This is a genomic window from Streptomyces sp. SAI-127 (genome assembly GCF_029894425.1).
Classification (GTDB): Bacteria; Actinomycetota; Actinomycetes; order Streptomycetales; family Streptomycetaceae; genus Streptomyces.
This window is the reverse complement of record NZ_JARXYJ010000001.1, coordinates 8,230,757-8,249,770: the sequence shown is the minus strand read 5'-3', so window position 1 is coordinate 8,249,770 and position 19,014 is coordinate 8,230,757. Positions and strand designations below refer to the sequence as shown.

Sequence of the window (19,014 nt, the reverse complement as noted above, 5' to 3'; positions counted from 1 at the left end):
CTACGGGCGCAGGGACCGCAGGAGGAGGTCGGCCAGGTGGTCGGCGACCTCCTGCGGGCCCATCGGGCCGTCCGGGCGGTACCAGGTCGACAGGTGGTGGACGGACCCGAAGTGGTAGTCCACGACGAGATCGGCCGGGGTCGCCTTCGAGAAGACGCCCGCTTCCTGGCCCTCCTCGATGAGCGCGCGGAAGCGTTCGTGGTACTTCCGCCGCTCGGCGCGCACCTGCTTGTTCTTCTCGGGGCTCAGGTGGTGCATCGAGCGGAAGAAGATCATCGCGTCGTCGAGGTTCTCGATCGTGGTGACGACGACGTCGGCGGCTGCCGCCCGCAGCCGCTTCTCGATCGGCTCGTCGGCGTTGGCGAGCGCGTCCAGGCGTTCCTGCTGGACGCGCAGCACGCGCGCGTACACCTCGTGCAGGAGGTCGTCCTTGGAGCCGAAGTAGTGGTACAGCGCCCCCTTGGTGACGCCGGCCGCCTCGACGATCTCCTGCACGGAGGTGCGGTCGTAGCCCTGCTCCGCGAAGAGCCGGGTGGCGGCGGCCAGCAGCCGCTGCGGGACGGGCGTACCGTCTCCGTCCGTCGTCCTGGGCACTGTGCCGCCACCTGCCTTCCGAGAGGTCATGCGCTGTTGTGCGGTGGGGAACGGAGTTCCCGCCGGAGGATCTTCCCACTGGCCGTCTTCGGCAAGTCGGGCAGGATCTCCACCTGCCGCGGGTATTTGTAGGCCGCCAGTCTCTCCTTGCAGTACGCGGCGAGCGCATCGGGGTCGGTTTCCGCACCCGGACGGAGGCTGATGTACGCCTTGACGGTCTCCCCGCGGTACCCGTCGGGCACCCCGACGACGGCCGCCTCGCGCACCGCCGGATGCGTGTACAGCACGTCCTCGACCTCGCGCGGCCACACCTTGAAGCCGGACGCGTTGATCATGTCCTTCTTGCGGTCCACGACGTACAGCCAGCCCTCGGGGTCCATGAACCCGATGTCACCCGTGCGCAGCTCGCCGTCCGGGAAGGTCTCGGCGGTCGCCTCCGGCCGCCGCCAGTAGCCTGGCACCACCTGCGGCCCGCGCACGACGATCTCGCCCTGCTCCCCGAAGGGCACCTCGACGCCGCTGTCGTCGACGATCCGTACGACCGTCTCGGGCCCCGGCACGCCCACGGCGAGCGTCCCGGACACCGGGTCGACGGGCGCCTCCCGCTCCGGCGGCACGGAGGCGCAGGGCGCGGAGCACTCGGTCAGCCCGTAGCCGTTGCGGATGTACGGCCCGAAGCCGGCCCGGAACTTCTCCACCAGGGCGGGCGGCAGCGGCGCCCCGCCCGAGGAGATGTTGACGAAGGACGAGAAGTGCTCACGGGTGACGTCCGGGTGGGCGGCCAGGGCCATGAAGGCGGTCGACGGGCCGACCGTGTAGTGCGGCCGGTGCTCGGCGAAGGCCTCCAGGACGACACCCGCCTCGAAGCGGTACGCCAGCACGAGCGTGCCCACGCTGTTCAGACACGCCCCGAGCTGGCAGACCATCCCGGTGATGTGGAACAGGGGCGCCAGCGCGAAGTACACGGGCGCCTCGGGCAGGCCGAGCCCGGTGCGCTGCCGCTCGGCGTTGTACATGATGTTGCCGTGGGTGTTGGTGGCGCCCTTGGGCGTGCCGCTCGTCCCCGAGGTGTAGCTGATGAGCGCGATGTCGGAGGGTGTGACGTCCCGTCCTTCGGGCGCCTTGTGCCCGGCCCCGGCGACGGCGACCAGGTCGTCGGCGTCCTCGGCCTGCGGCAACCGCTCGAAGGTGAGCACGCGCGCGTCCCCGCGGGTCTGGAAATCCAACTCGCACCCGGTCAGCACGATCCGCACCGCCGAGCCGGCCGCCGTCTCGCGCAGATACGACTCCCAGGCCCGGTCGGAGCAGATCAGCGCGGTCACCTCACCGTCCCGCAGGACATGGCCGACCTCCCCCGACTTGTACATGGGGTTGACGGGCACGACGACCGCGCCCGCCTTCCAGGCACCGAGCAGCGCGAGCACGAACAGCGGGGAGTTCTGGAGCAGGACCGCCACCCGGTCCCCGCGCTCCAGACCGCGCGCGGCGAGGTGCCCGGCGACGGAGTCGCTCAGCTCGTCGACCTCGCGATAGCTGAGCCGTCCGTCGAAGTAGGCGAGGAAGGGCCGCTCCGGTGCCTCGGCGACGGCCCGCCGCAGGGTGTGCACGAGCGAGTCGTCGGGCTCGATCGGCCCGCGCTGGGCCTCGCTGAGCAGCGCCAGCCAGGGCTTGGCGGCGTAACGGGACTCGCTCATCGGACCTCCTCCCACTTGCGCTGGAGGTGGTTCATGCCGGCCAGCCAGCGATCGGGCTCGGCGGCCCGCGCCTGGTAGTACTCGGCGACCTCCGGGTGCGGCAGGATCAGGAACCGGTCCTCCTCGATCCCCCGGAACAGCGCCTCGGCCACATCCTCCGGTTCGACGGCGGTCGGCTGGAGCACCAGGTCCCCGGCGGTGCCGGTGGCCGCGAGCATGTCGGTCCGCACGCCCTGCGGACAGATCGCGTGCACCTTGATCCCCCGGTGCCGGTACGTCAGCGACAGGTACTCGGCGAAGGCGTACGCCCCGTGCTTGGTGACGGCGTAGGGAGCGGCCCCGATCATGGTCAGCAGCCCCGCGGCGGAGACGGTCGACACGAACCGCCCGCTCCCCCGCTCCAGCCACCCCGGAAGCAGCGCGTGGGCGGCCCGCACGTGCGCCATGACGTTCACGTCCCAGGAAGTGGCCCAGCCGGTCTCGTCGAGCGGCTCGTCGGCATTCCCTCCGCCGAAGGCGACACCGGCGTTGGCGCAGTACACGTCGACGTTGCCGCCGAGCGCGTCGCGGGCGTCGGAGACGACGGCGGAGGCGTCCCCGGCGACGGCGATGCCCCCGATCTCCTCGGCCACGGCCTTCGCGCGGCCGGCGTCGAGGTCATTGACGACGACCCGGGCCCCTTCCGCAGCAAACCGCCGGGCCAGCGCGGCCCCGATGCCACCTCCCGCTCCGGTCACAACCACTCCGGCACCCTGCAGGGCTTCCACCATCGGTCTCCTTCGACTGCGGCTCGACTGCGGGCCCAGACTAACCGGTCGGTATGTTGAAGGAAAGGGTGAGGGAAACCTCCCCACAACGCGCGGCAGCGCCTACCGTGCACCTCATGCGCCTATCCAGACGAGCTCTCCTCGCAGCGACAACGGCAGCAGCCTCACTCACCTCAGCGCCACCCGCCTCCGCGGCCAAGCCCCGAAGGCGAACCGGCTTCGAGAACCTCGCCGCATCCGGCTACGAACAGCTCAGCGGCGAGCGTATCGGCATCGTCACCAACCCCACCGGCGTCACCCGGGACGTCCAGCACATCGTCGACGTGATGCACGCCGACCCCCGCGTCGACCTGACCGCCGTCTTCGGCCCCGAACACGGCTTCCGGGGCACCGCGCAGGCGGGCGGCTCCGAGGGCCGCTACGACGACCCGGCGACCGGGCTCCCCGTCTACGACACGTACCTCAAGAGCGGCAGGCCCCTCGCCGACATCTTCACCGCCTCCGGCGTGGACACGATCGTCTTCGACATCCAGGACGTGGGCGCGCGCTTCTACACGTACATCTGGACCCTGTACGACTGCATGGAGGCGGCACAGCTCGCGGGGAAGCGCTTCGTCGTCCTGGACCGCCCGAACCCGGTCACCGGCCGTGCGGCCCAGGGCCCGGTCCTGCACAAGGAGTTCGCGACCTTCGTGGGCAGACAGCCCATCTCCCAGGCACACGGAATGACCGTGGCGGAGCTGGCCCGTCTCTTCAACGGTGAGTTCCTCACCTCGCCCGTCGCCCTGGACACGGTCCTGATGACGGGCTGGAAGCGCTCGGAGTTCTACGACGCCTGGAACCTCCCCTGGGTCCCCCCGAGCCCGAACATGCCGACCCCCGACACCGCCCTGGTGTACTCCGGCACCTGTCTCTTCGAGGGCACGAACCTCTCGGAGGGCCGCGGCACCACCCGCCCCTTCGAACTGCTGGGCGCGGAAGGCCTGGACGGCCGCTGGGCCGCCGCCGCCAACGAACTCGGCCTGCCCGGCGTGCACTTCCGGGAGGCCTACTTCGCCCCCACCTTCTCCAAGTTCCAGGGCAAGACGGTCGGCGGCGTACAGATCCACGTCCACGACCAGCCCGCCTACGACCCCGTCCGCACCGGCATCGCCCTGCTCGTGACCGCCAAGAAGGCCTGGTCCGGCTTCGGTTGGCGGGCGGACAACTGGATCGACAAGCTCACCGGCTCCACCCGGGTCCGCACGATGATCGACGCCGGCGCCGGTGCCGACGAGGTCGTGGCGGGCTGGCGGGAGGAGCTGACGGCTTTCCGACGGATTCGAAAAAATTACCTCCTCTACGGATGAGCCGTGGAGTATGGCCAACTTCGCCCGGTAGTAGGACGATGCGCACCACTACGGGGGACGAGGGGGTCGGCGATGGCGGATCCGGCGATGAGTGTGACGCCGTACTGGGAGCTGACGTTCGACGCGGACGGCGACCCGGACACCGGCCGGCGGGACCGGCTGCTCGCGGAGGTGGTGGACCGGGGCGTCAAGGACGTGGTCGTCTTCTCGCACGGCTGGAACAGCGACCGCTCGGGGGCGACCCGGCTCTACAGCCGCTTCTTCGCCCCGTTCCCGCAGCTCGCGCCGGCGGCGAGGCTCGGGTACGTGGGGGTCGTATGGCCGTCGATGCGGTTCTCCGACGAGCCGATCCCGGACTTCCCGCGGTCCGTGGCCGCGCGAGATGCCGCCGCGTCCGGTGCTCGACAAGGACACCCGGCACGCACTGCTCGAGACCTTCCCGGGCCGGGCCACCGTCATCGACCAGTTGTCCCGGCTCCTCGATCAGCAACCTCCTGAGGAGGCCGAGCTGGAGGAGTTCGGGCGGCTGGTGCGGATGCTGGTGGACGTCGTGCCCCCTGGGCCGCAGGCGTTGTTCGCGGCGGACACGCTGGCCGAGGGGGTGCCGCAGGACGAGCCGGTGATCTTCGCCGGGTCCGCGGCGACGGTGTGCGAGGAGTTCGCGCGAGCCCTCGCCCATCTCGAATCCCCGGACGGAGTAGAGGGGTTCACGATTCCCAACCCGTGGGACGGGGCGCACGAACTGCTGCGGCAGGGCACGTACTACGCGATGAAGCGGCGCGCGGGCACGGTGGGCGAGCGCGGGCTCGGCCGGGTGATCGGGCAGCTCGCGAAGGCGGCGCCCGGGGTGCGGGTGCACCTGGTGGGGCACAGCTTCGGGGGCCGGCTGGTGTCGTTCGCACTGCGCGGGCTCCCGGAGGGGGTGCGGACGGTCAAGTCCGTCACGCTGCTCCAAGGGGCCTTCTCGCACTACGCGTTCGCGACCCGGCTGCCGCACGACACGCGCGCGGGAGGTGTGCTCCAGGGACAGCAGAACCGCGTCGACGGACCGCTCGTGTGCTGTTTCTCCGGCCATGACTCGGCGCTCGGCACCCTGTATCCGCTGGCCTCGCGCATGGCGGGTGACGCCCAGGGCGTGGCGGCCTTCGACCTCGGCCGGACCCTGGGCGCCAAGTGGGGGGCGATGGGCCACGACGGCGTGCAGGCGGTGCCGGACACACCGTCCGTCAAGCTGGCCGACGCCCTCAGGAAGCTCCCCGCGAAGGGCTGCGTGAACGTCGACGCGGCGGCCGTCGTGAGGCGCGGCGGTCCGCCCTCGGGCGCGCACAGCGACATCTGCCACCGCGAACTGGCCCAACTGGTGCTGGCGGCGGGCCGTATCCGCTGACCCGCCGCCGGCCGTCGGCCTAACGGTGCGAAGTGAACTCCACCACCTGCTGGAAGGTCGGACGGTTCTGCCAGCTGATGTTGTAGTGCTTGATGCCTCCCAGGGTGCGCTGCACGATCGAGTCGGCGCACCACTGGTCGCCCGCCGAGCACAGGTCGTCGCCGGGGTAGACCTGGGCCGCGGTCTTGCCGGCCGCGGTCTTCAGGGTGCTGATCAGGATGTCCCGGCAGGCGCCGAGGCTGCCGCCGCCGCAGTACTTGTCGGCCAGCGGACCCCGCACGCTCTCACCGAGCACCGCGCGGACGTCCTTGTCGACGTAGCTCCACCAGCCGTACTGGAAGGAGCTGCCCGCGTGTGCGCCGGTGGGTCCGTGCGCGGCCGAAGGGGATTCGTCGACGGGCAGGTTGGCCTGGAAGGCGGTGTACAGGCCGGTGCCGAGGCCCGGTTCGAAGATGCCCTGTGCCAGCAGCGGCCACCATGCGTCCAGGATGCGGATCGCGTCGGCGTCGGAGTACTTCTTCGAACCCGCCGACGTCTCGGTGCGCTTGCCGCCGGCCGTCAGCCACGCCTGGAGCTTGCTCACCGCGGCCGCGGCCGTGGAGTCGGTGACCGTCGAGCTGTTGATCACCTTGAGCAGATCCGGGAGGACGTCCTCCGCGCGCAGGTCGGCGAGGGACGCGTCCGCCATGGCCTTCACCAGCGAGGCCCGGGTGACCCCGCCCGCGGCGACCAGCTTCTTCACGCGGTCTTCCAGCAGATTGCCGCGATGCACGGACCCGTCGCCCCAGGAGGCCGTCGCGTAGTCGAGCGCCTGCTTGTTGTTCCAGGAGATGTAGTAGTCCTGGTCGAGCGAGTTGGGGTGCGCGGAGGCAGGCGTGTAGTCGGCGGTGTTCGTCGTCGGGTTCCAGTTCCTCCACTCGTACGCCGCCTGCGCCCACACCGGGAACTCGGCGTCGACGCCGGACGCGCGCACCGGGTTGTTCCCGCTGTTGTAGTACGCGGTGTGCGTGGAGTCGGCGTAGAACCAGTTGAAGGTGTAGTTGATGTGCTGCACCGCGCTCTGGAAGGTCTGCGGGCTCTTGACGTAGTCCGGGTCGTTCAGCATCTGGAAGCCGATGATCGAGTCGGCCTCGTGGAGGTAGGAGGAGCGCAGGGTGGTGTAGGCGACCTTCTTGCCGCCGACGGTCGCCCGGTACTCGACAGGACCGTACTTCGTGCGCCAGACCCTCATGGTGTACGAGCCCGCGGCGGTGCCGTCGGCCGTGGTCGGGGCCCAGGAGTTCTTCTGCTCGATCTTCTCCATGGCGGTGCAGGTGCCGTGGTAGAGGTAGTGGTAGTCGTCCTGGCACAGCTCGACGGCGTAGGTGTCGATGATGTCCTGGCCGGAGGTCGTGGCGGACCACGAGTAGTCCTGGCCGCGGCCGAGTTCGACGTACATGCTCAGGCCCGCGAAGGAGGCGCCGCGGGCGCTGATGCCGGGGCCCTGGATCTCCTGGAGCATGAGGAGCTGGGGCGCGAAGTAGCCGGTCTGCGGTCCGAAGACGGCGACCGGGTGGCCGCTGGCCGTGTACTTGCCGCTGACGACAAGGGCGTTGGACATGCCGCGCTTGGCCGAGGTGAGCGCGTTCGCGGTCGCCGTGGCGGAGGCCGCGCTCGCGCTCTGGTCGCCTCCGGTGCCCGTGGCGTCGTAGACCAGTGGTTGGGTGGTCACCGAACCGGCGTCGGGCAGCGCCTCGCCCTGCGCGTTCGCGGGCTTGGCGGCGTACGGGAAGCTCTCGCCGTTGTGGACGGTGAGGACGGCCTCGGGGTCGTTGCGCTCGCGGAAGGACTCCCAGACCTCGGTGCCCTTCGTCACGCCGTAGTGCTCCTGGGCGGCCAGCAGCGAGATCGCGTTGTTGACCTCGCCGCCGCCCCCGGAACCGAACAGGGCGCCGATGACGGAGGCCAGCGCGACCAGGTCGGTGATCTTGAAGTGGTCGATGGTGCCGGCGTTGGTGACGGAGTCCTTGTGGCCGGTCAGGACGTACTCGCCGGGGAAGTAACGGCCGCTGTCGGAGGCGTCGATGTAGGAGTTGATGCCGGCGAGGTAGGCGTTGGCGTCGGCGAGGGCCTGCTGGCCGCGGGCTCCGTTGTTCGCGACGGCGTTGTCGATCTGCGCCTGGAGGTCGGCCTCGCTGTAGGGGGCGTTGCGCCAGAACTGTTGTTCCAGGCCCTGGTTGGAGGGGTCACCGCCGGCGAAGGCGGTGAGCCGGCCGCGGCCGACGTGCCGGAAGACGTCCATGAGCCACAGCCGGTCCTGGGCCGCCGCATAGCCGGCGCCGAACTCGGTGCCGTATCTGGTGGTACCGGTGATGTGCGGCACACCCGTCTTCTTGTCACGGACGATCTTCACGTCGGTGCGGCCCGCGGGACTGAGAGTGGAGGCGACTTGGTCGGAGGGGACCCCGAACGAGGCGTCGTTGAAGAACGTGTTGATCGTGGAGTTGGTGAGCGTCGGGTAGCCCTTGGCCAGGTTGGCGTAGGGACCGAGCTGGTCCTCGGCGTGGTCGGGCTGGGTACCGAAGGCCTGGTTGAGGAGGACCTGCGCGAGGGTCGCGTTGCCGTTCTCGCCGGGCGGCAGGATGTCGGAACACTGGCCGCCGCAGTAGTCGTTCGCCGCCGCGGCCTCGGCGGCCGACGCCGTCTGGGCGAGCGGGGACAAAAGACCGGCAATCAGGACGCATATGGATGCGGTCTTCAGGAACCCGGTGAGTCTGCCGGGAGTTCTCAGTCTGTCGAGTGCGGTGCGTGAGGTGCGCCGTGGCATGGCAGCTCCAACCGACGGGGGGTGTGGCCGGACGTTACCGCCGGTATCCCCGAGATTGAAGATGAACATGTGTCAAGTTTTGGCAGGGGTTCTCGAGCTTATGGGGGGCATCGGAAATCGGATGGAGCCAAATCGCTTGTCGATACGTCTATTCGGCAACGTCGTGCGAAGTCCGCACGGCGACGACGCCGAAGTGACCGAAGTACAGGTGCAGGTGTGACGGAGGTGCAGGGCGATGGCCGGTTTCCGGAGTCTGGCGAGACAGGTGCGAGACCCGCGGTGCGATCTGGCGCTTCGGCGCTACTCGCTGCGCAAGTGCCTTGAGCGGTTCGCTCCTTACGGGCACAGGGCGACCTGGGACCACTTGTGCTCCCGGGCGGGATTCGGTCCCGAGGACCGCTCCCCCGACCCAGTGCGGCTCGTGGCCGCACTGGAGGAGTTGGAGGAGGCGCGTTCGGTCTGGCTGGCCTACGAGGTCGAGTTCGCCGAGCGGCGCAAGAAGGAGAAGCACGACGGGTTGCGCAGGCCGGGCAGTGTGGACGACTGGCACCGGCTGACCTGGGGCGGTTTCGGAGTCGCATGGTGCGACGATCCCCGGGTGCATCCCGATGACTCGCTGGCCGAGGTGCTGCGCAGGCTGATCTCCGCGCTGGAGCGCGAACCGGGCGCGGTGTGCCCGGTGTGCGACGGAGAGCGGCTCGTCTGGAAGTACGAACTGGACCACGAGCCCTCGACCGGACCGGTCTGCACGGACTGCGGGATCCTGGTGCCGCGGCCCGTGCTCACACCCGACGCCCTGGCGGACGCCAGGCGCGGACGGTTGCTGATGTCGGCCTAGAGCGTGTGAGCGCACCGGGGGTGCGCCGGGGATGCCGCACCCCCTGTTCTGACGGGCTTGAACCGTCGGTGCCGCCTGGCACCATCGAGGAATGGTGCAGGTGTGTCTCAACGGCCCGCGCGGGGCCGCCGACGGAACGGCGGTGCCGCTCACCCCCGAGTCCATGGCGCAGGCGGCGGCCGAGGCCGTCGCTGCGGGCGCCACGGACATCCATGTCCACCCCAAGACGCCTTGCGGGCGGGACAGTCTGTCGCCGCGGGTGGTCGCGGCGACACTTGAGGCGATCCGTGCACGGGTGTCGGTCCCGGTCGGAGTGACCACCGGCGCCTGGGCGGAACCGGACCCCGCGGCCCGGCTCGCCCGGGTCCGGGACTGGACGGTGCTGCCCGACCACGCCTCGGTGAACTGGCACGAGCCGGGTGCCGAGGAGATCGTCGCCGCGCTGATCGACCTGGGGGTCGGCGTGGAGGCCGGTATCTGGTCGGCGACGGAGGCGGCGGCGAGGTTCACGGTGTCGCCGCTCGGGCCGAAGGTGCTGCGGGTCCTCGCGGAGGTGACGGACACGCAGGCGGCGGAGGCGTCCGCGCGCACGCTCCTGGCCGAGCTCGGGCCGTCGCACGGCCGCCCCGTGCTGCTGCACGGCGAGGGCGCCGGCGCCTGGCCGGTGCTGCGGTTGGCAGGCCGGCTGGGCCTCGCGACCCGAGTGGGCCTGGAGGACACACTGGTCCTGCCGGACGGCCGACCAGCCCTGTCCAACGCTCAGTTGGTGGCCGAGGGACTGGTCCAGTACGAGTGGGCCCAGCGCTCGTCGTAGGGCAGGCCGAGGAGTTCGGCATGCCGGGATGCCGGTGCCGTGTGCCGGGCGGGTGGCCCACTGCCCGTACGACGGCTCAGCAGCGCTTGTCCGTCGTCTCCTGCGGCTCCGGCTCCCGGCGCCCGTTGTTCCGTCGGCCACCGCCCTGCTCCACCAACAGCCGTGACCCCGTCAGCCGGTCGCCGAACACATCGTCCGGGTTGGACAGCACACAGGTGTCGAGGGAGAGACAGCCGCAGCCGATACAGTCCGTGAGGTGGTCGCGGAGGCGGTTCAACTGCTTGATGCGTTCGTCGAGTTCGGAGCGCCAGGCCTCGGAGAGGCGGGCCCAGTCCTCGCGTGTGGGGGTGCGTTCCTCGGGGAGTTCGGAGAGGGCGTCGCGGATCGTGGCCAGCGGGATGCCGACGCGTTGGGCGGCCCGGACGAACGCGACACGGCGCAGCGCGTCACGGGAGTAGCGGCGCTGGTTGCCCGTGGTGCGGCGGCTGTGGATCAGGCCCTTGGACTCGTAGAAGTGCAGGGCGGAGACGGCGGCACCGCTGCGGGCGGCGAGCTGGCCGACCGTGAGTTCATGGATCTTCTCGGGAATCTGGGGCACCCCTCGAACCCTACCCATGCCGTGACCCTCGCGGTCCGTTGACAGGGGGTCCTCGGGCGACCATGCTAAGCAGTCGCTTAGACATTTGTGGCGAGGAGGCCGGGACATGGCAGAGCCGAGGATCTTCACGGGCGCGGACGACCTGAGGGGGGCGGTGGGCGAGCAGTTGGGGTACACCGACTGGCTGGAGGTCGACCAGAAGCGCATCGATCTGTTCGCGGGGGCCACCGGCGACCACCAGTGGATCCATGTCGACCCGGAGAAGGCCGCCGCGGGTCCCTTCGGCACCACGATCGCGCACGGCTATCTCACCCTCTCCCTGCTGCCGCTGTTCGGACCGCAGCTGATCAAGGTCGAGGGCGTGAGGATGGGCGTCAACTACGGGACGAACAAGGTGCGTTTCCCCGCACCGGTACCCGTGGGCTCCCGCCTGCGCGCCACGGCGCAGATCACCGGCGTCGACGACGTGGCGGGCGGTGTCCAGGTCACCGTCGCGTTCAGCGTGGAGCGCGAGGGCGGCGACAAGCCGGTGTGCGTCGCGGAGTCGGTGTCCCGGTACTACCTGTAGGCGGCTACTTGGTCGCGCCCACCATCCGCAGGACGAGGTCGGCGTCGAGCGCGCCGACCTCGTCGGGCGTCCAGGGGCCGTCGACGTTGAACCAGCGGGCCACGTCGATGCAGAGCGACATGACGGCGAGGGTGGTGCCCCGCACGTCGAGCACGTCGAACTCGCCGGAGGCCACGCCGTCCTCGATGATCCCGCGGATCTCGGCGTCACACTGCCGGCGCAGCGCGAGGATCTCGGCGCGGGCGTCAGGGCCGAGCGAGTCCAGTTCGTACTGGACGACCCGGGCGGTGGTGCGGCCGCCGGCGTGCCAGCGGACGAAGGAGCTCACGGCGTCCGTGAGCCGCTCGGTGGCGCTGGCTTCGCGGCGGGCGGCGACCTGGAGGATCTCCAGTGCCTTCGCGTGGCCGATCCTGCTGATGCGGTGGAGCAGCTCTTCCTTGGTCTTGTAGTGGATGTAGAGCGCGGCGGGGCTCATGCCGGCCCGGCCCGCGATGTCCCGGGTCGTGGTGGCGTGGTAGCCGCGCTCGGCGAACGCCTCCACCGCGGCAATGAGCAGCCGCCGCGCCGCGTCGGGCGTGACCTCGCCCCACGCCGACGTCTCGCCGCCGGCCGTCTCCTCCGCCGTAGTCATCGCACGCCCCTCTCCACTGTCAGAACCCCCACCATACCGCCGAACCTGAGCGAGCGCTTAGCCACCCCGCGCTGCGCGGGCTGGAGCGGAGGGATACGGGCGTGCTTGAGCAGCGGGGCGGGGGGCCGGAGCAGCGGGGGTGCGGGGCGGGCACGAGCGGGGGCGCAGGACATGAGCCGTAGCAGCAGGGGTTGGTGTGCGGGGCCGGGACAGAGGGGTGTCGGGCGGGCTGGAGCAGCACGGGTTGGTGCGCGGAGCCGGGACAGGGGGGTGCTGGGCGGGCCGAACAGCGGGGCACAAGGCGGGGGCCGGAACAGCGGACGCAGGGCGCGAGCCGGACCGCGCGGCGCAAGCCGCAAGCCGGAGCAGCTAAGCGTGGGCCCCGGACCGCCCCCACCCTCGGCCACTCGAAGCCGACCCCCAGGTCAAACCCCCTCCCGGCCCGCCCCCGTCACAGCTTCTCGAAGGGGTCGTGTTCGGCGAGTAGTTTTTCCAGGCGGGCCTGGTCGACGCGGCTGACGATCTGGCCGGCCTCCTGGCGGTCGCGGATCACCTTGGCCAGGGTGAAGGCCGAGGTGACGAGGTACAGGACGGCGATCGCGAGGAAGCCGCGCACCCAGGAGTCGGCGTTCAGGCGGAAGATTCCGACGGCCGTGGCGGCCATGGCCACGGCGAAGGAGGCGACGGCCTGGCCGTAGAAGGCGGCCGTGTTCTGCTGCTTGACCGGTGTGTCACTCATGGCCAGAGTCTCGGCCGTCCGTGACCCCGGCCACATCCGCTCAGGTACTCAGACGGTACTCAGAACGCCGAGACGCCCGTCAGCGCCCGCCCGATGACCAGCTTCTGGATCTGGCTGGTGCCCTCGTAGAGGGTCATCACGCGGGCGTCGCGCAGCAGTTTGCCCGCCGGGTACTCGTCGATGTAGCCGTAACCCCCGAAGACCTGGAGGGCGTTGTTCGCGGCCCGCACGGCGGCTTCCGAGGCGAAGAGCTTGGCCTTGGAGGACTCGACGACGAAGGGCAGCCCGCGGTCTATCAGGTCGGCCACCCGCCAGGTCAGCAGCCGGGCCGCGTCCACGTCGACGGCGATGTCACTGATCAGCTCCTGGACGAGCTGGTGCCCGGCGATCGGCTTGCCGAACTGCTCGCGTTCACCGGCGTACCGGACCGCCGCGTCCAGCGCGGCCTGGGCGATCCCCACACAGCCCGCCGCCACCGACATCCGCCCCTTGGCCAGCGCGGACATGGCGACGGAGAAGCCCTTGCCCTCCTCACCGACCATCGCGGAGGCGGGCACCCGCACGCCCTCAAGCACCAGTTCGGCGGTGGCCTGTCCCCGCAGGCCGAGCTTGCCGTGGATGGTGCGGCGGGTCAGACCCGGCGTGTCGGTGGGCACGAGGAAGGCGGAGACACCCTTGTGCCCCGGAGCCTCGGTCGACCGGGCGAACAGCAGCACCACGTCGGCCCACGTCCCGTTCGTGATGAACATCTTGGTGCCGTCGATGACGTAGTCGTCACCGTCCCGCACCGCGCGCGTGGTGAGGTTTCCCGCGTCGGACCCGGTACCGGGCTCGGTGAGGCCGAAGCAACCGACGTACTCGCCGGAGGTGAGGCCCGGCAGCCACCGCCGCTTCTGCTCCTCGCTCCCCCGTGCGGCGATCGTCTTGGCCACCAGCCCCAGCGAGACGGAGACGATGCCCCGCACGGACGAATCACCGCGCCCGAGCTCCTCGGTGACCAGGCAGTACGCGAGATGGTCGCCGCCCGAGCCGCCGTACTCCTCGTCGATCGTCAGCCCCAGGAACCCGACCCCGCCGAGCTTCTTGACGATGGCCCGGTCGACCTCCTCGGCGCGATCCCAGGCGATGACGTGGGGGGCGATCTCACGGTCCACGAACTCCCGCGCCAGCCGCCGGACGGCAGCCTGCTCCGCACTCAACCCCAGGTCGACCACGAGATCACCTCACTTGAGAACCGCGCCTTTAAATTAGCACTGCTAGTTTCTGGTCCGCAGCCCTACTATGTGCGCCATGGCCCGACCGCGCAAGCCCCTCCTCAGCACCGACCGGATCGTCGAGACGGCCCGCGCGCTCGTGGACGCGGAAGGCCTCGCGGCACTGTCCACGCGCCGGCTGGCGGCGGAACTCGGCGTCAGCGGCCCGTCGCTCTACAACCACTTCCGCACCAAGGACGAGATCCTGGAGGCGGTCGCCGACTCGGTGAGCGCGCAGGTCGACCTGTCGATGTTCGAGGACGGCCGCGCGTGGCGGACCGCGCTGCACGACTGGGCCGTCTCCTACCGCACCGCCCTGCGCGACCACCCCAACATCGTCCCGGTCCTGGCCCGGGGCCCCGGCCGCCGCCCCGCGGGCCTCCGGCTCGCCGACGCGGTCTACGGCGCGATGGTCGACGCGGGCTGGCCGCCGGCGCAGGCCACGTCCATCGGCGCGCTGATGCGGTACTTCATCATGGGCTCGGCGCTCGGCTCCTTCGCGGGCGGATTCGTCGACGACAAGAGCGCCTACGACCCCGCGGACTATCCCCATCTCGGCCAGGCGCACCTTCTCGCCGAACAGCAGGAGAAGATCGACGAGCGGGCGTTCGAGACGGGGCTCAGGGCACTGCTGGACGGCCTTGCCCAGCAGTACGAGCAGGTCGGACCGACCGCGTAGGCATATTTCGGTGGGCGCCGAAGTATCCGTCCACGATGCTGGACCCATGACCAAGGACCCGCAGGCACCTCAGTTGGCGAGGCTCGCCGCACTGATCGCCGACGAGACCCGGGCGGCCTGTCTCCTGGCCCTGCTCGACGGCCGGGCCTGGACCGCGGGCGAGCTGGCCCGCCACGCGGGTGTGGCAGCCTCCACCCTGAGTGAACACCTGGGCAAGCTGGTCGCGGGCGGGCTGCTGACGGAGGAGCGGCAGGGGCGCCACCGGTATGTGCGGCTGGCCGACGCGAGGGTGGCCCACCTGGTGGAGGACCTGGCGGCACAGGTCTCCCCGGACGCGGTCCCACGCCCGCGGAACCTGCGGGAGTCGAGCGCGGGCTCGGCGATGGCCCGGGGACGCACGTGCTACGACCACTTGGCGGGGCGACTGGGCATCGCGGTGACGGATGCGCTGACGTCCCGTCAACTCCTGCGCCAGGACACGGGTTTCGCCCTCACGGACGCGGGGCTGGCGTGGTTCGGGGCCACGGGCATCCCTCTCGACCGAAAAGGCCGGCGCCCCCTGGCCCGAGCCTGCCTGGACTGGACCGAACGACGCCCGCACCTGGCAGGGGTGGCGGGCGCGGCCCTGTGCCGGCACGCCCTGGCCGAGGGCTGGTGCGTACGCATCGGCTCGGAGCGAGCGGTGAAGGTGACAACGACAGGAGAACGGGCGCTGACCGATCTCCTGGGAATCGACGCGGAGACGCTGCGCTGAGGCCACCAGGGACAACCCGTCCGAAATCCGCGAGCCCCCGCACCCTCCCCTACCTAACCTCAGGAGCATGATGAACCACCGCCGCACCGAACTCCTCGCAGCCGGCGCAGCCACCGTCACCGTCATCCTGTGGGCCTCCGCCTTCGTCTCGATTCGCAGCGCGGGCGCCGCCTACTCCCCCGGCGCCCTGGCCCTGGGCCGACTCCTCTCCGGCGCGCTCGCTCTGGGCGTGATCTGCCTGATACGCCGGGAGGGTCTCCCCCCACGCTCCGCCTGGCGCGGCATCGCCGTCTCCGGCGTCCTGTGGTTCGGCTTCTACATGGTCGTCCTGAACTGGGGCGAGCAGCAGGTGGACGCGGGCACCGCGGCCCTGGTCGTGAACATCGGCCCGATCCTGATCGCCCTGCTCGGCGCCCGGCTGCTCGGAGACGCGATGCCGCCCCGCCTGCTGGCAGGAATGGCGGTCTCCTTCGCCGGCGCGGTCACCGTGGGCCTGTCGATGTCGGACGACGGCGGCGCCTCGGTACTCGGTGTGATCCTGTGCCTGCTCGCGGCGATCGCCTACGCCGGCGGAGTCGTCGCGCAGAAGCCGGCACTGGGCTCCGCCACCCCGCTGCAGGTGACGACGTTCGGCTGCTTCACCGGCGCCGTCGTCTGCCTCCCGTTCGCCGGCCAACTGGTGTCGGAGGCGGCCGACGCCCCGGCCTCGGCGACCCTCAACATGGTCTACCTGGGCGTCTTCCCGACCGCCCTGGCCTTCACCACCTGGGCCTACGCGCTCGCCCGTACGACCGCCAGCCGCATGGGCGCGACCACCTACGCGGTTCCCGCCCTGGTCGTCCTGATGTCCTGGCTGGCCCTCGGCGAGGTCCCGGGTCTGCTCACGCTCGCGGGCGGGACACTGTGCCTCGCAGGCGTGGCGGTGTCCCGCTCCCGAGCGCGGCGGACGGCCGCGGCCCCGGTGACCGCACCGGAGCCGCAGCCGCAGCCGCAGCCCGAGAGCGCCTCAGACCCCGCGTGAACGCGCCCTGCTCGCAAGCACCTTGATGCAGAGCAGCGCGATCACCGAGAGACCGATGATGTACCCGGACACCGCCATCGACGTGCCCGTGGTCTCCAGCAGCAGCACCATCAGGAAGGGCGCGAGCCCACCGCCGAGCACCGCGGCGATCTGGTAGCCGAGGGAGGCGCCGGTGTACCGCATCTCCGGCGTGAACAGCTCGGCGAACAGGGCGGCTTGAGGGCCGTACATGATGCTGAGGAAGCATCCGGCGACGAATGTGGAGACCGCCAGCCACAGCAGCGACCCGGTGTCGATGAGCAGGAACATCGGTATCGCCCACAGGGCGATGCCGACCGCGCCGAGGCCGTAGATCCGGATCCGGCCGAGGCGGTCGGAGAGCGCCGCGGCGGCCGGGATCAGCACCAGCTGGGTGAGACTGATGCAGAGCGAGACGGTGAGAACGGCACTGCGCTGCATGCCGAGTTCGCGGGTGGTGTAGTCGAGGACGCCCGTGATCATGATGTAGAAGGTCGCGGTGTTCACGGCGAAGGAGCCGCCCGCGAGCAGCACCGTGCCGAGGTGGTGGCGCAGGATCGTGCGCAGCGGGGAGTTCTGCCCGCTCTTCTCCTTCGCGGCCAACTCCCGTTCCGCCTGCCGGAATTCGGGGGTCTCCTCGACCTTGGCGTGGATGTACCAGGCGAGTGCGAGGACGAACAGGCCGATGAGGAACGGGACGCGCCAGCCCCAGGCCGCGAACCCGGCGTCCGTGGTGAACGCCCCGGCCAGCAGGAACACCGTGTTGGCGGTCACCACGCCGATGGGGACGCCGAGCTGGACGACGCTGCCGTAGAGCCCGCGCTTGCCCTCGGGGGCGTACTCGGTGGCCAGCAGCATCGCGCCGCCCCACTGCGCGCCGACCGCGACGCCCTGTACGACGCGGAGGAGGACGAGCAGGATCGGGGCGGCGACGCCGATCGTGTCGTACGTCGGCAGCAGGCCGATGCCGGTGGTGGCGACGCCCATGAGGGTGAGCGCGAGGACCAGCATCGGCTTGCGGCCGCGCTTGTCGCCGAGCTGGCCGGCGACGATGCCGCCGATCGGGCGGGCGAGGAAGCCGACGGCGAAGGTGGCGAAGGCGGCGAGGACGCCGGCGGTGGAGCTGCCCGCCGGGAAGTACAGATCGCCGAGAACGAGGGCGGCGGCTATGCCGAAGACGAAGTAGTCGTACCACTCGACGGCGGAGGCCAGGGCGGCCGCGGTCGCGACGCGACGGCGGTGGGGAGTCGCCGGCGCTGCTACGGAAGTGGGGTGAGCGGAAGGGGCCGTGTCCATGCTGTGCACACTCCGGTGGGTGCGTGGGGACGTTGGCGGCTGAACATACTGACCGGACGGTATGGGGTCAACGGTTGTGCGGGAAGGTTGCCCGGAGCACCCGAGGTGGGGTCCGGGCAACCCTCGGTCAGAACACCACCAGCGCCCGGCCGCCCTTGCCCGCCAGCATGTTGTCGAACGCCGCCGGAATCCCGTCCAGCGCGATCCGTTCCGTCACCAGGGCGCCGAGGTCCAGGCGGCCCGCCCGTACGTGCTCGGCGAGCACGGGGAGGTCCTCGGCCGGGTTCGAGTTGCCGTAGACACAGCCCGCGAGGGTGCGGCCCCAGTGGAAGATCTCCAGGGCGTTGAAGCTGACCTGCTGGTCCTTTCCGCCGATGCCGACGACCGTCGTACGGCCGCCGCGGCGGGTGGAGTCCCAGGCCGTGCGGATGGTCGTCGCGCGGCCCACGCACTCCACGGCGACGTCGACGCCCTGCTTGCCGGTGAGACCCCTGATCTCCCGGGCGGTGTTGTCGGAGGCGATCACGTAGTCGGTGGCCCCGGCCGCGCGTGCCAACTCCTCCTTCTCCGGGGAGACATCGACGGCGACGATCCGCGAGGCGCCCGCGATCCGGGCCGCCTGGAGCGCGGCCAGGCCCACTCCTCCGACTCCGTACACCGCGACCGTCTCGCCCTCCCGGACCCGGGCCGCGTGGTGGACGGCTCCGTAGCCGGTGAGGACCGCGCAGCCCAGCAGAGCCGCGTCGGTGAGCGGGATGCCCTCGGGGAGGGGCAGGAGGCAGGACTCGGAGACGACCGTCTCCTCGGCGAACGCGGCGACGTTCAGGCCGGGGTGGAGGTCGGCGCCGTCCGCGGTGTGGGCGTAGACGTCGGCGGCGCCGTTGAGCGCGTTGGCGCACAGCCAGACCTCGCCGAGCGAGCAGGCGTGACAACTACCGCAGGAAGGAGCCCAGTTGAGGACGACCCCGGCGCCGGGCACCACCCCGGTGACCCCCTCCCCCACGGCGACGACCGTGCCCGCGCCCTCGTGGCCGAGGACGGCCGGGACGGGGACGCGCATGGTGCCGTTGGACAGGGACAGGTCGGAGTGGCAGACCCCGGCCGCGGCGAGCCGGACCCGGACCCGGCCGGGGCCGGGGTCCGGCAGGTCGATGTCGGTGACCTCGAGGGGAGCGCCCACGGCGGGAAGAACGGCGGCACGAACCACG

At 70.9% G+C, this 19,014-nt stretch carries 17 protein-coding genes and 1 pseudogene; 8 read left to right on the top strand and 10 right to left on the bottom strand.

Annotation, left to right across the window (positions count from 1 at the left end; translation table 11 throughout):
• The 3 genes from M2157_RS37925 to M2157_RS37915 are packed head-to-tail and all read right to left on the bottom strand — an operon-like array spanning position 1 to position 3,058.
• Positions 1 to 594, bottom strand: coding sequence for a TetR/AcrR family transcriptional regulator (locus M2157_RS37925; RefSeq protein ID WP_266526460.1), 594 nt, complete (start codon positions 592 to 594; stop codon positions 1 to 3).
• Positions 595 to 620: 26 nt separating this feature from the next.
• Positions 621 to 2,288, bottom strand: a complete 1,668-nt coding sequence (locus tag M2157_RS37920; protein WP_280867449.1) for an AMP-binding protein — start codon at positions 2,286 to 2,288, stop codon at positions 621 to 623.
• The gene (locus tag M2157_RS37915) at positions 2,285 to 3,058 is read right to left on the bottom strand and encodes an SDR family NAD(P)-dependent oxidoreductase (protein WP_266526464.1); all 774 of its coding nucleotides are present in this window, start codon (positions 3,056 to 3,058) and stop codon (positions 2,285 to 2,287) included. The genes M2157_RS37920 and M2157_RS37915 overlap by 4 nt, the downstream gene beginning before the upstream one ends.
• A gap of 113 nt (positions 3,059 to 3,171) precedes the next feature.
• Between M2157_RS37915 and M2157_RS37910 the strand changes: the two genes are divergently transcribed.
• Both M2157_RS37910 and M2157_RS37905 read left to right on the top strand, forming a co-directional pair.
• Complete coding sequence (locus tag M2157_RS37910) at positions 3,172 to 4,404, top strand: DUF1343 domain-containing protein (RefSeq protein WP_280867448.1); 1,233 nt, start codon at positions 3,172 to 3,174, stop codon at positions 4,402 to 4,404.
• Between the two features lie 72 nt (positions 4,405 to 4,476).
• Positions 4,477 to 5,791: pseudogene (locus tag M2157_RS37905) on the top strand (serine-threonine protein kinase).
• Between the two features lie 19 nt (positions 5,792 to 5,810).
• Here the strand turns inward: M2157_RS37905 and M2157_RS37900 are convergent.
• Positions 5,811 to 8,597 carry a penicillin acylase family protein gene (locus M2157_RS37900; protein ID WP_280867447.1) on the bottom strand — a complete coding sequence of 929 codons (2,787 nt, stop codon included), beginning with the start codon at positions 8,595 to 8,597 and terminating at the stop codon, positions 5,811 to 5,813.
• Positions 8,598 to 8,832: 235 nt separating this feature from the next.
• Here M2157_RS37900 and M2157_RS37895 point away from each other — a divergent pair, with 235 nt between their 5' ends.
• Together M2157_RS37895 and M2157_RS37890 are read left to right on the top strand one after the other, a co-directional pair.
• Entirely contained in the window at positions 8,833 to 9,435 is a 603-nt protein-coding gene (locus M2157_RS37895) for a hypothetical protein (protein WP_280856581.1), read from the top strand.
• Positions 9,436 to 9,526: 91 nt separating this feature from the next.
• Complete coding sequence (locus M2157_RS37890) at positions 9,527 to 10,249, top strand: 3-keto-5-aminohexanoate cleavage protein (protein ID WP_280856582.1); 723 nt, start codon at positions 9,527 to 9,529, stop codon at positions 10,247 to 10,249.
• 76 nt (positions 10,250 to 10,325) lie between these two features.
• On the opposite strand, the gene soxR is transcribed toward M2157_RS37890, so the two are convergent.
• Positions 10,326 to 10,847: a redox-sensitive transcriptional activator SoxR gene (soxR, locus tag M2157_RS37885; protein WP_280856583.1), complete on the bottom strand. Its 522-nt coding sequence runs from the start codon at positions 10,845 to 10,847 to the stop codon at positions 10,326 to 10,328.
• 106 nt (positions 10,848 to 10,953) lie between these two features.
• On the opposite strand from soxR, the gene M2157_RS37880 reads away from it, so the two are divergent.
• Complete coding sequence (locus M2157_RS37880) at positions 10,954 to 11,415, top strand: MaoC family dehydratase (protein WP_280856584.1); 462 nt, start codon at positions 10,954 to 10,956, stop codon at positions 11,413 to 11,415.
• Positions 11,416 to 11,419: 4 nt separating this feature from the next.
• Here M2157_RS37880 and M2157_RS37875 read toward each other — a convergent pair whose 3' ends face one another.
• The 3 genes from M2157_RS37875 to M2157_RS37865 form a co-directional block, all read right to left on the bottom strand.
• Positions 11,420 to 12,046, bottom strand: a complete 627-nt coding sequence (locus M2157_RS37875) for a TetR/AcrR family transcriptional regulator (RefSeq protein ID WP_280856585.1) — start codon at positions 12,044 to 12,046, stop codon at positions 11,420 to 11,422.
• 451 nt (positions 12,047 to 12,497) lie between these two features.
• Positions 12,498 to 12,785 carry a YiaA/YiaB family inner membrane protein gene (locus M2157_RS37870; protein ID WP_266526480.1) on the bottom strand — a complete coding sequence of 96 codons (288 nt, stop codon included), beginning with the start codon at positions 12,783 to 12,785 and terminating at the stop codon, positions 12,498 to 12,500.
• A gap of 59 nt (positions 12,786 to 12,844) precedes the next feature.
• Positions 12,845 to 13,999 carry an acyl-CoA dehydrogenase family protein gene (locus M2157_RS37865; RefSeq protein ID WP_280867446.1) on the bottom strand — a complete coding sequence of 385 codons (1,155 nt, stop codon included), beginning with the start codon at positions 13,997 to 13,999 and terminating at the stop codon, positions 12,845 to 12,847.
• Positions 14,000 to 14,075: 76 nt separating this feature from the next.
• Between M2157_RS37865 and M2157_RS37860 the strand changes: the two genes are divergently transcribed.
• From M2157_RS37860 to M2157_RS37850, 3 genes are all read left to right on the top strand, one after another.
• Positions 14,076 to 14,717: a TetR/AcrR family transcriptional regulator gene (locus M2157_RS37860; RefSeq protein WP_266566870.1), complete on the top strand. Its 642-nt coding sequence runs from the start codon at positions 14,076 to 14,078 to the stop codon at positions 14,715 to 14,717.
• Between the two features lie 46 nt (positions 14,718 to 14,763).
• On the top strand, positions 14,764 to 15,471 hold the full coding sequence (locus M2157_RS37855) for a winged helix-turn-helix domain-containing protein (RefSeq protein WP_280856587.1): 708 nt from the start codon (positions 14,764 to 14,766) through the stop codon (positions 15,469 to 15,471).
• A gap of 70 nt (positions 15,472 to 15,541) precedes the next feature.
• Complete coding sequence (locus M2157_RS37850) at positions 15,542 to 16,492, top strand: DMT family transporter (protein ID WP_280858962.1); 951 nt, start codon at positions 15,542 to 15,544, stop codon at positions 16,490 to 16,492.
• Here the strand turns inward: M2157_RS37850 and M2157_RS37845 are convergent.
• Both M2157_RS37845 and M2157_RS37840 read right to left on the bottom strand, forming a co-directional pair.
• Positions 16,478 to 17,806, bottom strand: a complete 1,329-nt coding sequence (locus M2157_RS37845) for an MFS transporter (RefSeq protein WP_280856588.1) — start codon at positions 17,804 to 17,806, stop codon at positions 16,478 to 16,480. The genes M2157_RS37850 and M2157_RS37845 overlap by 15 nt on opposite strands.
• A gap of 127 nt (positions 17,807 to 17,933) precedes the next feature.
• Positions 17,934 to 19,013: a Zn-dependent alcohol dehydrogenase gene (locus M2157_RS37840; protein WP_280867445.1), complete on the bottom strand. Its 1,080-nt coding sequence runs from the start codon at positions 19,011 to 19,013 to the stop codon at positions 17,934 to 17,936.
• Position 19,014: the final 1 nt, after the last annotated feature.

What these genes read in the sequence shown, in the direction of transcription:
- M2157_RS37915 (WP_266526464.1), bottom strand. Translation starts at nt 3,058, where the DNA reads ATGGTGGAAGCCCTGCAGGGTGCCGGAGTGGTTGTGACCGGAGCGGGA.
- M2157_RS37890 (WP_280856582.1), top strand. Translation starts at nt 9,527, where the DNA reads ATGGTGCAGGTGTGTCTCAACGGCCCGCGCGGGGCCGCCGACGGAACG.
- M2157_RS37870 (WP_266526480.1), bottom strand. Translation starts at nt 12,785, where the DNA reads ATGAGTGACACACCGGTCAAGCAGCAGAACACGGCCGCCTTCTACGGC.
- M2157_RS37855 (WP_280856587.1), top strand. Translation starts at nt 14,764, where the DNA reads ATGACCAAGGACCCGCAGGCACCTCAGTTGGCGAGGCTCGCCGCACTG.
- M2157_RS37920 (WP_280867449.1), bottom strand. Translation starts at nt 2,288, where the DNA reads ATGAGCGAGTCCCGTTACGCCGCCAAGCCCTGGCTGGCGCTGCTCAGC.
- M2157_RS37860 (WP_266566870.1), top strand. Translation starts at nt 14,076, where the DNA reads ATGGCCCGACCGCGCAAGCCCCTCCTCAGCACCGACCGGATCGTCGAG.
- M2157_RS37910 (WP_280867448.1), top strand. Translation starts at nt 3,172, where the DNA reads ATGCGCCTATCCAGACGAGCTCTCCTCGCAGCGACAACGGCAGCAGCC.
- M2157_RS37875 (WP_280856585.1), bottom strand. Translation starts at nt 12,046, where the DNA reads ATGACTACGGCGGAGGAGACGGCCGGCGGCGAGACGTCGGCGTGGGGC.
- M2157_RS37845 (WP_280856588.1), bottom strand. Translation starts at nt 17,806, where the DNA reads ATGGACACGGCCCCTTCCGCTCACCCCACTTCCGTAGCAGCGCCGGCG.
- M2157_RS37900 (WP_280867447.1), bottom strand. Translation starts at nt 8,597, where the DNA reads ATGCCACGGCGCACCTCACGCACCGCACTCGACAGACTGAGAACTCCC.
- M2157_RS37880 (WP_280856584.1), top strand. Translation starts at nt 10,954, where the DNA reads ATGGCAGAGCCGAGGATCTTCACGGGCGCGGACGACCTGAGGGGGGCG.
- M2157_RS37895 (WP_280856581.1), top strand. Translation starts at nt 8,833, where the DNA reads ATGGCCGGTTTCCGGAGTCTGGCGAGACAGGTGCGAGACCCGCGGTGC.
- M2157_RS37850 (WP_280858962.1), top strand. Translation starts at nt 15,542, where the DNA reads ATGAACCACCGCCGCACCGAACTCCTCGCAGCCGGCGCAGCCACCGTC.